The 14,277-nt window shown below is 42.9% G+C and carries 12 protein-coding genes; 6 read left to right on the top strand and 6 right to left on the bottom strand.

The window, feature by feature from the left end:
* Window position 1 precedes the first annotated feature (1 nt).
* The 3 genes from IGI82_RS10965 to IGI82_RS10955 are packed head-to-tail and all read left to right on the top strand — an operon-like array spanning window position 2 to window position 2,684.
* Window positions 2–1,000, top strand: a complete 999-nt coding sequence (locus IGI82_RS10965; protein ID WP_142424562.1) for a sugar kinase — start codon at window positions 2–4, stop codon at window positions 998–1,000.
* 12 nt (window positions 1,001–1,012) lie between these two features.
* On the top strand, window positions 1,013–1,855 hold the full coding sequence (gene kduI / locus IGI82_RS10960) for a 5-dehydro-4-deoxy-D-glucuronate isomerase (RefSeq protein WP_005229915.1): 843 nt from the start codon (window positions 1,013–1,015) through the stop codon (window positions 1,853–1,855).
* A 22-nt stretch (window positions 1,856–1,877) separates the two neighbouring features.
* Window positions 1,878–2,684, top strand: coding sequence for a gluconate 5-dehydrogenase (locus IGI82_RS10955; protein ID WP_005229917.1), 807 nt, complete (start codon window positions 1,878–1,880; stop codon window positions 2,682–2,684).
* A gap of 246 nt (window positions 2,685–2,930) precedes the next feature.
* On the opposite strand, the gene IGI82_RS10950 is transcribed toward IGI82_RS10955, so the two are convergent.
* The 5 genes from IGI82_RS10950 to IGI82_RS10930 all read right to left on the bottom strand — a co-directional run bounded on the left by IGI82_RS10950 (window position 2,931) and on the right by IGI82_RS10930 (window position 9,002).
* The gene (locus IGI82_RS10950) at window positions 2,931–3,602 is read right to left on the bottom strand and encodes a rhamnogalacturonan acetylesterase (protein WP_142424563.1); all 672 of its coding nucleotides are present in this window, start codon (window positions 3,600–3,602) and stop codon (window positions 2,931–2,933) included.
* A 10-nt stretch (window positions 3,603–3,612) separates the two neighbouring features.
* Window positions 3,613–5,001: a glucuronate isomerase gene (uxaC, locus tag IGI82_RS10945; protein ID WP_438842215.1), complete on the bottom strand. Its 1,389-nt coding sequence runs from the start codon at window positions 4,999–5,001 to the stop codon at window positions 3,613–3,615.
* A 20-nt stretch (window positions 5,002–5,021) separates the two neighbouring features.
* The gene (locus IGI82_RS10940; RefSeq protein ID WP_438842214.1) at window positions 5,022–6,533 is read right to left on the bottom strand and encodes a UxaA family hydrolase; all 1,512 of its coding nucleotides are present in this window, start codon (window positions 6,531–6,533) and stop codon (window positions 5,022–5,024) included.
* A 12-nt stretch (window positions 6,534–6,545) separates the two neighbouring features.
* Window positions 6,546–7,949 (bottom strand): tagaturonate reductase, encoded by a 1,404-nt coding sequence (locus IGI82_RS10935; RefSeq protein WP_438842213.1) that lies wholly within the window; start codon window positions 7,947–7,949, stop codon window positions 6,546–6,548.
* Between the two features lie 72 nt (window positions 7,950–8,021).
* Window positions 8,022–9,002, bottom strand: a complete 981-nt coding sequence (locus IGI82_RS10930; protein WP_087627638.1) for a LacI family DNA-binding transcriptional regulator — start codon at window positions 9,000–9,002, stop codon at window positions 8,022–8,024.
* Window positions 9,003–9,164: 162 nt separating this feature from the next.
* Between IGI82_RS10930 and IGI82_RS10925 the strand changes: the two genes are divergently transcribed.
* Window positions 9,165–11,378 carry an AraC family transcriptional regulator gene (locus IGI82_RS10925; protein WP_438842212.1) on the top strand — a complete coding sequence of 738 codons (2,214 nt, stop codon included), beginning with the start codon at window positions 9,165–9,167 and terminating at the stop codon, window positions 11,376–11,378.
* A gap of 60 nt (window positions 11,379–11,438) precedes the next feature.
* Here IGI82_RS10925 and IGI82_RS10920 read toward each other — a convergent pair whose 3' ends face one another.
* The gene (locus IGI82_RS10920) at window positions 11,439–12,326 is read right to left on the bottom strand and encodes a carbohydrate ABC transporter permease (RefSeq protein WP_015509917.1); all 888 of its coding nucleotides are present in this window, start codon (window positions 12,324–12,326) and stop codon (window positions 11,439–11,441) included.
* 259 nt (window positions 12,327–12,585) lie between these two features.
* Here IGI82_RS10920 and IGI82_RS10915 point away from each other — a divergent pair, with 259 nt between their 5' ends.
* Entirely contained in the window at window positions 12,586–13,554 is a 969-nt protein-coding gene (locus tag IGI82_RS10915; RefSeq protein WP_005229934.1) for an ABC transporter permease, read from the top strand.
* 15 nt (window positions 13,555–13,569) lie between these two features.
* On the top strand, window positions 13,570–14,247 hold the full coding sequence (locus tag IGI82_RS10910) for a YesL family protein (protein ID WP_087627636.1): 678 nt from the start codon (window positions 13,570–13,572) through the stop codon (window positions 14,245–14,247).
* Window positions 14,248–14,277: the final 30 nt, after the last annotated feature.

Here is a 14,277-nt window from a genome sequence, read left to right as displayed (position 1 = left end):
GATGGCAAACATTCTGACACTAGGAGAAATCATGTTGCGTCTATCGACAACGTTAGGCGACCGAATCGCCCATAGTTCGATGTTTGCTGCCCATTATGGCGGTGGGGAAGCCAATGTTGCGATCTCCTTGGCGAATTTTGGTCATCGCGTTTCTTTTGCTAGTAAAGTGCCTGAGAATGCTTTAGGAGATGCCGTTTTTCATCATTTACGAAGCTATGGCGTCGATTGTCGCCACTTGCTTCGTGGCGGTTCCCGACTAGGTACTTACTATATTGAAACCGGTATCGGGGAACGAGCAGCGCGAGTGGTTTATGATCGCGCAGCCTCTAGCTTTGCTCAAATGAAAGAAAATGAGTGGCAATCTGACCTTTTTGATGGGGTTGACATTGTTCACCTTTCAGGGATCACGCCCGCTCTTTCAACGACTTGGCAGACACTTTTACTGACGTTGATCAAAGAAGCGAAAGCAGCTGGTTGTAAAATCAGTTTCGATATCAATTATCGTGGAAAACTGTGGACGACCGCTGAAGCACGCGTCTTTTTGCAAGAAGTGCTCCCCTATGTCGATTATTGCTCGGCAGGACAGTTAGATGCCCAAGTCTTTATGGATGTATCAGCTCCAACAGAGGAAGTCGAAGATGACTACTATTATCAAGAAATGCATCGGAAATACCCAAATATCCAGCTCTTTTATTCAACTAGTCGTCAGGTGCTCTCAGCAAGTCACAATCAATTGACAGGAAGCCTATGGCACAACGGCAATTATGTCGTTTCTGCTACCCATGAGATCAATCCAATCGTTGATCGCGTCGGCGGCGGCGATGCCTTTTCAGCTGGTATCCTACATGGTCTTGTCACGAAGAAACAAGACCAAGAAATCATTGATTTTGCCACTGCAGCATCTGCTTTGAAACATACGATCCATGGCGACTGTAATCAGTTTAGCGCCAATGAGATACAAGAATTTATTGCAACAGGTTCAGGAAAAATTATCCGATAGGAGGAATAAAACATGCAACACATGGAAACACGCTATACCCATAGTCCACTTGATATTCGTCACTATAGTACCGAGGAATTACGCAGAGAATTTTTGGTAGAGAAAATTTTCACACCAGGACAAATCATGCTGACCTATACCCACAATGATCGGATGATCTTTGGCGGAGTGACACCGACAGAAGAAGCGTTAGAAGTGCAATTAAGCAGCGAATTAGGGGTGGAATACTTCTTAGAACGTCGCGAATTAGGCGTCATCAATATTGGAGGACCTGGTGCGATCACGATCGATGGCCAAAAAGAACCAATGAAAAAACAAGACGGCTACTATATCGGCAAGGAAACCAAACAAGTCTTGTTCCACTCAGATGATCCAGCAAATCCAGCGAAATTCTATCTATCTTGCGTGCCAGCACATAAGAAATACCCAAATGTAAAAATCAGTATCGATCAAGTCACACCAATGGAGACAGGCGAGGGCTTGACATTAAATGAACGGAAAATTTATCAATACATTCACCCAAATGTTTGTGAAAGCTGTCAATTACAAATGGGGTACACGATCTTAGAACCAGGCAGTGCTTGGAATACGATGCCAAGTCATACCCATGAACGTCGGATGGAAGCATATGTGTATTTTGATTTTGCCAACGAAGACACAAAAGTGTTCCATATGATGGGCAAACCAGATGAAACGAAGCATTTAGTCGTTAGTGAAGAACAAGCCGTTATTTCTCCAAGCTGGTCGATCCATTCGGGGGTTGGAACCAGTAACTACTCCTTTATCTGGGCAATGTGTGGCGAAAATATCACCTATACCGACATGGATATGGTGGCAATGGACGACTTAAAATAAAAAGAAAGAGGGTTTATCAATTATGGATTTTTCAATGGATCAATTTCGTTTAGATGGTAAGATCGCATTAGTAACAGGCGCTGTCTATGGGATCGGTTTTACGATCGCTCGTTCATTAGCAGCAGCAGGAGCAACGATCGTTTTTAACAACTTGGATCAAGAATCAGTGGATAAAGGATTAGCAAACTATCGTGAAGCAGGGATCGAAGCCCACGGATATGTCTGTGATGTAACGGATGAAAAAGCAGTCAACGAAATGGTCAAGCAGATCGAAGAAGAAGTTGGCGTGATCGATATCTTAGTCAATAATGCTGGGATCATCAAACGAATCCCGATGTTGGAGATGTCTGCTGAAGACTTCCGCCAAGTCGTTGACGTGGACTTGAACGCTCCATTTATCGTTTCAAAAGCAGTCTTACCGTCAATGATCAAAAAAGGACATGGAAAAATCATTAACATTTGCTCAATGATGAGTGAATTGGGAAGAGAAACGGTGGCTGGTTACGCAGCGGCTAAAGGCGGCTTGAAAATGTTGACGAAAAACATTTGTGCTGAATTTGGTTCAGCTAACATTCAATGTAATGGGATCGGGCCTGGTTATATTGCAACACCGCAAACCGCACCATTACGAGAGATCCAACCAGACGGTTCTCGTCACCCATTTGATCAATTTATCGTAGCGAAAACACCTGCTGCCCGTTGGGGTGAGCCAGAAGATTTAGCAGGACCAACGGTTTTCTTAGCTTCTGAGGCATCAAACTTTGTCAATGGCCATGTCTTATATGTAGACGGCGGTATCTTGGCGTATATCGGGAAACAACCTGAATAAAACAATCAGTAGTAAGGATGGGGACGATTGCAATCGTTCCCATTTTTATGGTCCAACACCCAAGAAATGCAGGGCTTTAAAAATAAATGGGTTGAAGCAAAGGAATGGCAAACAAATCTTTTAAAAAGAATCAAAAGCAAAACGCTGTGAAGGAAAATGTTCTTCGCAGCGTTTTGCTTGAGTAGCTCTTTTTCAAATCAGGTAGCGTATTTATGTTAGGGGAAGATTCAACACGAACAATGAGTTTCAATCTAACAAAACTTGTTGTGCAAGCGGTAAGGGAGCATTTGACAAACATTTGGCAACTAATTTGGCGACGGCTGTAGCACCTTGGTCATTCAAATGCGTGTTATCCGTAATGCCGGCTGGATAATTGGGGTGCTGGTTTTTTTCTAAATGAAGAAAATAGTTTTTCGCCTGTTGTGGTTCCAGTGCTGAAAAGAACCGTTGTGTTGCGACAAAAAGATCCAGACAGACCACATCCAAGGAGGTAGCCAAAGCACGCATTGCTTCTGGGTAAGGACCGACTGCCAAAGGATCAAGTTGCTGTTGGTCCACGTAATGCAAACGAGTGATCGAGGTCAATAGGATCGGTGTCGCTTGCTGCTGGCGTGCCGTTTGCACGAAGGTTGCTAAATTATGCTGATATTCTACAGGTGTCGTACCACGACTATCTGTTTTTTGATCGTTGTGTCCAAATTGAATCAAGAGATAATCACCAGCATATAGTTCTTTTTTTGCCTGCAACAAGCGTCCTTCTTCAATGAAGCTTTTGGAGGAACGCCCATTTTTTGCCAAGTTGACGATTTGATGCTGGGGGAGATAGCGTGAGATCTTTTCACCCCAGCCCGTTTCTGGACGAGCGCTAGGCTCTTTGATCGATGCGGTGGAATCACCGACGATGACGATTTTTTCCATTGTCTTTCTCCTAAAATTTGAAGTAGTTGTTGGCGTTTTGATAACAGACATTTTCTACTAATGGTTTTAGCTGACGAAGATCGGCAGGTGCTTCACCACGTACAACGATCTCAGCAAGCCATTCACAAAAGACGCGTCGGAAATATTCATGACGGGTGTAAGACAAAAAGCTTCTTGAATCCGTCAGCATGCCGACAAAGTTAAAGATCACACTGCCGTCTGCGAATTTCGTCAATTGGTGACGCATGCCTGCGCGGGTGTCGTTATACCACCAGCCAGATCCTAACTGCAATTTATTATTGCCTTCTTGCTGGAAGCACCCCATCAAAGCGACGAGTGCATCATAGTCATTGGGATTTAAGGAGTAGAGAATCGTTTGAGGCAAATGGTCCTGCGCATCAGCAGCGTTCAATAATTTCTGCAAGCTTTGAGTCAGTGGTTGATCATTGATGCCATCGTAGCCCGTATCTGGTCCCAAGCGCTCAAACATTCGTTGATTGCAGTTACGGTACGCATGGACATGCAGTTGCATCGTCCAACCATGTTCGTGATACAGCTTCATCAGTTCAACTAGAACATTGGTTTTGAAGAACGAGACTTCGTTTTCCTCCAAAGATTCTCCAGCTAATGCTTTGGCAAAAATTGCTTCAAGGGATAACTGTTCGTCTGCAGCATACACTAAAGTATCCAGCGCATGGTCAGACAAGCGGCAGTGATGCTGGTGAAAGTAGGTTACACGGTCCCGCAAGGCTCTCAAGAAAGCATCGTAGGTAGTGATCGCGTTTTCGACACTCTTTTCGAGTTTGGTAACATAGGTAAGAAAATTCGGATGGTCGATTTGTAACGCTTTGTCAGATCGAAAGGTCGGCAAGACCCGAAAACGTTGTTCTGTTTGGCTTAATTGGTGATGATAGTGAAGATCATCGACTGGATCATCTGTGGTGCAAACGATCTCGACGTTACTGCGAGTAATCAAAGCTCTTCGGGTAAAGTCTTTTTGCTGCAATTTTTCGTTGCATAGCCTCCACAAAGTTTCGGCGTTTTCTTCAGTAACGGGAAGATCGATCTCAAAAAATCGCTTTAATTCTAAATGGGTCCAACTGTAAAGGGGATTTCCCACCAATTTTGGCACTGTTTGACACCATGCCAAAAATTTTTCATAATCACTGGCATTGCCCGTAATCGCTTCTTCTGGTACGCCACAAGCGCGCATCAACCGCCACTTGTAATGATCGCCACTTAGCCATGCCTCGGTGATAGTTTTAAAGGGCCGATCCTCATAGATTTCTTTCGGGTCTAAGTGGCAGTGGTAATCAATGATCGGCAGATCTTTGGCATATTCATGGTAAAGTGTTTGAGCAATTTCATTTGGCAGTAAATAGTTTTCATTTAAAAACATGTCGGACCTCTTTTCTTTGATTATAGTGTCACACCATTTTTAAAGATGGCGATCTCACGAACGTTATTGGCTTCATTACGAGTCGGTTTTCCACTGGCAGTATCGATGATCGCTTGAATAAAGTCTTCCAGCACGACCTCCATCGGCTCTTCCAACAAGCGACCGGCGTTGAAATCCATCCAGTGGGGTTTCTTATGATAAATTTCTTGATTCGTGGCAACTTTCATGGTCGGCACATAGGCACCAAATGGCGTGCCGCGACCAGTGGTAAATAAGACGAGTTGGCAATCGGCAGAAGCCAGTGCAGAAGCGGCAACAAGGTCGTTTCCTGGACCTTCCAGCAGGCTCAAGCCTGGCTTACGGAGTTTTTCCCCATATTTTAAGACATCGACGACAGCGGAAGTCCCAGATTTTTGGGTACAGCCTAATGACTTATCTTCTAGCGTAGTGATACCGCCTGCCTTATTGCCAGGAGAAGGATTTTCATAGACTGGTTCACCGTAAGCAAGAAAATAATCTTTAAAGTCGTTGATTAGATGGAGAATTTTTTCAAAGGTTGCTTCATCTTGTGCACGCGCCATCAAGACTTGTTCAGCGCCAAACATTTCGGGTACTTCCGTCAAGACCGTACTGCCACCTTGAGAAACTAAAAAGTCAGAAAATGCCCCCAACAAAGGGTTGGCGGTGATCCCAGAAAACCCGTCGGAACCCCCACATTTTAACCCGATCTTTAGCTCACTCAAGGGAACGGCTTCTCGTTGATCCTCTTTTGCTGCTTCCAGTAATTCTTCTAATAAGCTTTCGCCGACCGCAATTTCATCGTCGCTTTCCTGTGCCACCATAAATTTGACGCGCTTTGGATCGTAGTCACCCAGGTTTTTCTTAAACTCGGGAACGGTGTTGTTCTCACAACCTAAGCCAAAGACCAAGACGCCACCGGCATTTGGATGATGCACCGCATCAATTAAAATTTGACGGGTGTTTTGATGATCTTGGCCTAACTGAGAGCAGCCGTAGGGATGTTTAAGGATCGTAATATGATCAAAAGTGCCAAGATCCGGATGATTCTTCTTGAAGTTTTCAACAATGATCTCTGCGATGCCATTGATACAACCAACTGTTGGCACGATCAGTAAATCATTACGAATCCCAACTTTGCCATTTGCCCGTCGATACCCTTGGAACGTCGCAGCCCTTTTTGGATAACGGACGGGATGCAAATCGGGGGCATAGGTGTATGCTAAGGTACCAGAAAGGTTGGTTTTGACATTGTGGGTATGCAACCATTGGCCAGTTTTCACGTCAGCTAAGAGATGTCCAATGGGATAGCCATATTTGATCACGTCTTGTGATTGTGCGAGGTCTTTGAGGGCGATTTTGTGTCCTCGTGGAATATCCTCAAAAAGGGTGATCGTTTGACCTTCAAATGCAAGGGTCGTTTTAGCAGCTAGTGGTTTTAATGCGACTGCGACATTGTCTTTAGGGTGCAATTTCAATAGTTGCGCGGGTGTTTCTGTTAATGTGCTGGACATAAAGATTCTCCTTTATTTCAAACTTGGCTCAGGGGTGTCAATCGACGCAAGTAACTGGCGGGGTCCGTCTTGTTTTAGACATGCGCACATTTCATTGATTGTCTCTGTCATAAAGCTCAGGTCTGCATGCCAAAGTTGCTCATTTTTTAATAGAGCTGCGATCTGTTCTTCTGCTGGTAATTGTTTCACTTGCTGAAATATGGTTGTCACTAGGTCATCATCTTGAAAAGGTCGAGTGAGATAGAAAGTCAGCAACCCTGCCAGTGCGGCAGTGATTCGTTTTGGTAACTGCTGGTTTTGTTGGACATAACGAGTTAAGACTGGTTGAAGACGCGCACGGAATTTTGAGACGCTGTTTAAAGCGATCGATTGCAGCTGATGCTTCACATAAGGATTTCTGAAGCGCTCTTTGATTTGGTCCGCATAAGCTGCAAGCTGCGCTTTAGGCAAATCAAGCATTGGAATCAACTCTTCCTGAAAAAGACCATCCAAAAAGGCTGCAAATTCACGGTCGTTCATTACTTCTTCAACGGTTTCTAAACCCGCTAAAAGACCGAGGGGAACCATCGCCGTATGAGGACCATTTAATAAATGTACTTTTTGTTCACGGTAAGGAGTCATATCTTCTGTCACGATCACATTCAACCCAGCTTCTTGCAAAGGGAGCTTTTCGGCTACGCCGTTTCCTTCGATTACCCATAGCATAAAGGGTTCCGCAGTAACCATTACGGCATCCTCATAGCCAAGAACCTCTTGGTATTGTGCCACTTTGTCGCGAGGATATCCTGGAACGATCCGATCGACTAAGCTGCAGCAGAAGGTGTTTTCTTTTTCTAACCAGTTGACGAAGTCTGATTCCAAAGACCATAATGCGGCATATTGTAAGACGATCTCTTTTAGTTTTTCCCCATTCCGATCGATCAATTCACAAGGAATGATCAAAAATCCCTTTTTTCGTAGTTGAAAACGACGATACAAAAGAGCGGTCAGTTTTGCGGGAAAACTTTGGGGAGGGGTATCGTGTAAGGTACCCTCTGGGTGAAACGCAATACCTGCTTCCGTCGTATTAGAAACGATGATCTCAAGTTGCTCGTCTTCGGCTAAAGCAAGATAGTCTTCCCATTGCTGATAAGGATTCAGCACTTGATCAATGGTGGAGACGACTTCAAATGTTTGAGATAAAGCGCCATCGACAAGTCCTTCTAAGATAACGGTGTAGAGATTTTCTTGTTGTGCCAACAGCTCTTTCAAGCCGTGATCAATCGGCTGTACCACAACGGCACTGCCGTTAAAAAGACCGTGCTTGTTCATTTGCTGCAGCTGCCAGTTAAAAAAGCCCCGCATAAAATTGCCTTCCCCGAATTGAATCACTCGGGCTGGATAGGTTTGATGGGGTTGTTCGGTAATTTTTTTCATAGAATCCTCCTTAAAAAATAGTTATGCACACGTTAACATTTTTTTGCGTAAGCGCTCTTGAAAACAAGAGGCTTACAACGATTGACGAATGATTAACGAGGTATCAAAGAAATGTTGTTTCTCAACTACTTGATTGGCAAATGCTTGCAACAGCAGGGTTGCTGCCAATTGACTCATTTCATAGACTGGTTTGCGGATCGTTGTTAATGGGGGATACGTATAGGGAGAAAAAGAACTATCATCAAAACCGATGATACCGATCTCCTCAGGGATCTTTCGTCCTGCTTGATGACAGGCATTGATCGCACCGATCGCCATGTCATCATTGGCGCAAAAAATCACTTCAGGTGGTTCAGGTAAAGCGAGTAGTTGCTGGGCACCCAGCTGACCGCTTTCCAACGAGTAGTCGCCAGCTACGAAGTATTCTTTCGGGCAGACAAGCTGCTTTTCTTGAATCGCTTTCATAAATCCTTTGCGGCGCTCTCTAGAGGAACCAAAGGAAGCGATCCCTTCGATCATGGCGATCTTTCGAAAGCCTTGTTCAAGCACATAGGTGATCATTTGATAGACCCCTTGGGCATCATTACTAGTGACATTCATCAAGGTTGCATCCTGCAATTGACGATTCAAAACGACGATGGGAATGTTTTTCTTTGAAAGAGCAGCGATAAAACCGTCATCACGATCGCTTTGACTCATCACGATCGCTCCATCGAGGCGATTCGGCTCTTCATCAAATGTATCGGATTGCAATAATTCATGAACCGCCAAAGTATATTCGGATGGTAGGGTATCACTGATTCCTTTGATCACTTCGACTAAAAAGCTATCGGAAGTACCAATGGATAGATGAGAAAAATAAAGACCAATGATATAGGATTTTTGATTCACCAGACTTTTGGCATTGACATTGGGCACATAGTGTAAAGATTCAGCTATGGCTGCGATCTTCTTTTTTGTTTCTGGCTTAATTAATGGGCTATCGTTTAGCGCACGAGAAACAGTTGTATGTGAAACACCAGCGACTTTGGCGATATCTTTGATCGTGACCATAGAAAACCTTCTTCCTTTTTGCTTGATTCAAGCATAGCTTGTTCCCACGAGAATGTCAATACACCAAGGATGCACACGTGAAACATTTTTCAAAATAACATAGGAACTTTTTCTGGGATGTGCTAGTATAAAAGAAGATAGTTAGGTAATGGGAGGGAGTCTATGAAATTCTTTTTAAGCTATCATCAAACGTCCAACTTGTTTTATAAAATATTTATTTTGATTTTTCTAATTGGTAGCGCTTTAATCATTGGGTTTAGTGGGGTCATTTATCATCGAACGTATCAAAACATTCAAGAAACATTTTTGCAAAGTCAACATAATTTGGTCAACCAAGTCAAAGAAAATCTGGATCAAAAAATTCAGATGGTGGAGTATGCCTTTTCTACATACAGTAGCACACAAAGCTTTTCCGATACGATGGAACAGCCGTTTTCCGTGACGAATTATCGACAAGTGCGAGAGATCAATTCACAACTGGCTTACATTGGTGTGATGGGGATTGAAAACGCCAGCTACCAATTGGTGAATTTGAATCAGCAGTGGAAAATCGAAGAAGGCTCCTTAAAACAGATCGATGATACTGAATTTGCTGCTTTTCAAGCGTTGATCGACAACCAACGCTACTTGTATTGGTTGCCAGAAGATGGCTATTTAAAAATGGTGATGACGCTGCCTGTGTTTCGACAGGAAACCACTGCTTTGGGGATTGCTGAAATCCAAGACCATACTATTGCGCAGTTGGTGGCAGATCATGACGATTCCTTTTTGAATATTTTTCATGCAGACGGACAACTGCTTTTCGATAATGGTGAAGTGATCGATTCTGCCTTACAAGAAACAATGATTGCAGCAGCCCACGGCGATGGCATCTTCACTGACAAAGAAAACAATAAGTATGTGGTCACACAATCGGATTACAATCAGTGGTATCATGTGATCCGCCTGGCGCCTGCTAGCGTTTCACAAGCAATCCGTGAATTAAGAAGCGGTTTGATCGTGATTGGCAGTCTTTTGATCATCCTCTTTTTATTAGTATCCTATCGCATTGCGATCGTGGCTACCTCACCCATCAATCGGATCGGTGAGCTTTTAAAGCCCAAAAAACAAGGTCAGAAATTAGAAGTAAATCAATTGATTTCCGATATCGACCAGGTCTTACATCAAAACCACGATCTCGCCGTCAAAGTCGAGCATCAAAAGCCCGAATTAGAATCCTTGTTTCTATTAAACTTGTTTCGCGGCTGTATCTCAGAAGAAGATATTCACTTAAAACTGTCACAATTTGGGTATGAAGTATCCAAAACAGAACACTTTGCCGTATTACTGATTCAAATCGATGATTTGTGTGGACGAGAAACAGCGACTATTGATATTTTCTTGCTTGCCATCGAGAATCTCGTTTCTGAGATCATTCCAGCAAATTTGCGTTTTCAACCAATCATCTCCAGTCAAGAAACCCAAGGAACGATTTTAAAGCTTCCTGAATCAGTTGACCAAAAACAAGTATTGACCTATTGTCAAAAGATCCATCAAGCGGCAAAAGATTACTTGAAAATCAAAATAAGTTGTGGGGTCTCACAATCCTGTGACCGCCTCGTAGAAACCAAATTAGCGGTTGATAACGCCAAAGAAGCCTTGCACTATCGAATGAATTTAGGGGAAGAAGTCATCATCTTTTTTGACGACATTGCGGCACAATTAGACAATAATGCGATCGTTCAATACCCTAGAGAAGCAGAAAGCACCTTTTTGGATGCGATGCGTAGTGGGGAACTAGCGACCATCAAAGCGAGTTACACGGAAGTCGTACGGGAAATCATTCATGAAAACAAAAATCCGTTGACGATTGAAAGTGCCTTGTTTAAGTTGATCAACAGTATCGTTCAGCTAGGGCAACTCTTAGGAGCGGATCATACCAGCTTGCAGAATAGTCGTAAAGTTTATCAATCCGTGCTCAACCAAACTAGTTTGTTCAAAGTTGAGCAAATCATCTATCATGAGTTAGTTTTACCTATCGTTGAAACGACACAAGCCAAAACAGATCGAGAAATTCGCTCCTTGTCTGAAAAGATGGTCTTGATCGTACACCAACAATACGATCAAGATCTCTCCTTAGATAGCATTGCTGAACAGCTGCATTATAATGCCAATTACTTAAGTAATGTGTTTAAAAAGGAATTATCCATCAATTTTGCCGATTACTTACAAAACTATCGGTTACAAATCGCCAAAAAATGGTTGCGGGAAACGGATATGACGATCAAGGAAATCGCAGCCAACCTTCAATATACCAACTCTCAAAACTTCATCCGCTTTTTCAAAAAGAAAGAACAGATGACCCCTGGAGAGTATCGCAAACGATCCAAAGACTAAAAGAAAAAAAGCGCTTTTTGATCGTTGATCAAAAGCGCTTTTTTCTTTGCTGCCTGTTGGTTACCCTTTGACGGAACCAACCATTGCACCTTTCACGAAATACTTCTGGACAAATGGATAGGCGATCAACATTGGCAGAGTCGCAACGACGATCACGGCCATTTTTACGGATTGTGCTGGGGGGACAACATCGACACTAGCGGCATCAGCGTTCATCCCGCTGGAGACGATCACGATTTGTCGAAGGAGCACTTGGATCGGCCATTTCGCTGAATCATTGATGTACAAGATCGCTGATTGATAAGTATTCCAATAACTAACAGCGTAAAACAAAGAGATCGTCGCAATCGATGGTAAGGAAAGGGGTAAGATGATACGGAAAAAGACGCCCCAATCAGAGCAACCATCCATTTTTGCGGATTCCTCTAAACTATCAGGAATCCCTTGGAAAAAGTTTCTCATAATGATCATATTATATGCACTGATGGCGCTCGGTAAGATCAATGCCCAGAGAGAATCGATCAAGCCGAGGCTTTGTACCAAAATAAAACTTGGGATCATCCCACCGCTAAACAACATGGTAAATACGACAATAAAGTTGAAGATGCCGCGTCCATGCAAATATTTTCTCGAAAGAGCATAGGCCATAAAAGAGGTCAAGATCATTGAAAGAACCGTTCCGACGATGGTCACGAAAAGGGAAACACCAATACTCGTAAAAATCGTGGGTGTCGAGAGAATATACCGGTAAGCATTTAAGCTAAATTCACGTGGGATAATGATAAATGTTCGTGTCGCGATCTCAGAAGAAGAAGCAAAGGAGCTTCCGAGAATGTTTAGAAAAGGTAAGAGACACGTTAAGGTGAAGAGTAGTAGAAAGCCAATAATAAATCCTTGAACGACCCGTTCACTTTTCGGGCGGTTCGTTTTTTTCAGGGTTTGTTGCATAGAAAAAACCTCCATCTTTTTTTACTTAAATAGGTACTTCCAACGTATCATGAGGCGGGGACAACGTATATAATCACTTTTACATGTTAAAAAATTCACAAAAGTGATAAACGTTGATAAATCAAGGGTTTTCCAATTCGATTGAGAAATAATCCTAAAAAATGTATGCCTTTTCAAAGCTGAGAAAATGATTATATACGTTATCTTTTTTTCACGCTACCATGGGACTATCAAATCAAAAAAATTTGGAGGAACAAGTATGGAAACAAAAGTTGATAATTACTTCTCACCACTTAATGAAGAAGAACAGCGGCTGCGGCTGAAAAAGAAAAAATGGGCGCAAATCAGAAAAAATCGTGCCCTCTATATTATGGTATTGCCGGGGATTTTATATTTTCTTATTTTCCGTTACATACCGATGGGCGGTTTGGTCATCGCTTTTCAAGACTACCAACCATTCTTGGGGATCCTAGGAAGCCCCTTTGTTGGCTTCACTCATTTTATTCGGCTCTTTACTGAAGATACCTTCGTGATGTTGATGCGCAATACACTGATCATGTTTTTCTTAAATATCACGATTTCTTTCCCTTTTCCTATATTATTGGCACTTATGCTAAATGAAGTAAACAATCGCCGTTTGAAAAAAGGGATTCAAACCATCATTTATTTGCCTCATTTTATGTCGTGGGTCATCGTTGTTTCCATCTTCTATGTTTTATTAACGACAGAAGGTGGTGTAATCAATAACATGATCGAAAGTCTTGGTGGCGAACGTATCCCGTTTCTAACAAGCCGCACGTGGTTGCGTCCAATGTACATTTTCCAAGATCTTTGGAAAGGTGCCGGTTGGGGGACGATCGTCTATCTAGCCGCTATTACCAATGTTGATGAACAGCTTTATGAAGCTGCGGATATGGATGGGGCTGGCAAGCTACGAAAAATGTGGCATATCACATTGCCTTGTATTCGTCCAACGATCGTAACCTTATTGATTTTAAAGATCGGTTCGATCTTAGATATGGGCTTTGAGCATATGTTCTTGTTGATGAACTCAATGAACCGTGAAGTTGCCCAAATCTTTGATACCTTTGTCTATACCGCCGGGATTCAAAATGGTCAATTGAGTTACTCGACAGCTGTTGGGCTGTTTAAAGGACTTGTTGGCTTGATCCTCGTTATCTTTGCGAATCGTTTGGCGAAAAAAATTGGCGAAGACGGGATTTATTAAGAAAGAAGGGATCACATGACGATCGAAAAGATCACGAAAATCAACGAAGGATTACTCGCATTTTTGACGCTGATCGCACTTCACTTTCTTTGGCTCAGTGTGACTCTCCTGGGAGGGGTCCTCTTTGGCATTGGTCCTGCGTCGTATGCCATGATGAAATATTATGATCGCTGGCTTCGTCTTCATGAACGACCACCTTTGATCAAAAGTTTTTTCTACTATAGTAAAGAACGGTTCCGACAATCGGTGCTGATCAGTTGGTTGTTTCTGATCATTGCAGCGATCGTGATCACCAACATATTTGCGCCATTTCCATGGTTTATCCAAGTAGCGAATGTCCTCTTTTTGATTGCGTTTCTCTTTTTATTCATGCACGTGTATACCGTCATGGCAGCCACCAACTTTGTGACCGTGTTTGAGATCCTGCGGGGGAGTGCGTTGTTAGGTTTAGGCTATCTGCATTATTCGATCATAAGTTGGACGATTTTGATCGTTGGCTATTTAGTCCTGGGCAGTTATTTCTTGATCGGCCTCTTTTTGATGGGTAGCAGCTTAGTTGGTGGTGTTTTTGCCCTTGCTGGTAAAAAAATTCTTCAAGATATCCACCCAATTGATACAGATCAGGTGGTTTCAAAAACGGCATCGACTACGGAGCAAACCGTTGCCAGTAAAGGAGATGAGGTCATTATCTAAAGAAAACGGCTCAAAGACTTTTACTAGTCC

The organism is Enterococcus sp. AZ067, assembly GCF_051715005.1.
GTDB lineage: Bacteria > Bacillota > Bacilli > Lactobacillales > Enterococcaceae > Enterococcus_D > Enterococcus_D casseliflavus.
The sequence above is the reverse complement of the archived record's forward strand: the minus strand, read 5'-3'. Positions and strand labels throughout refer to the sequence as shown.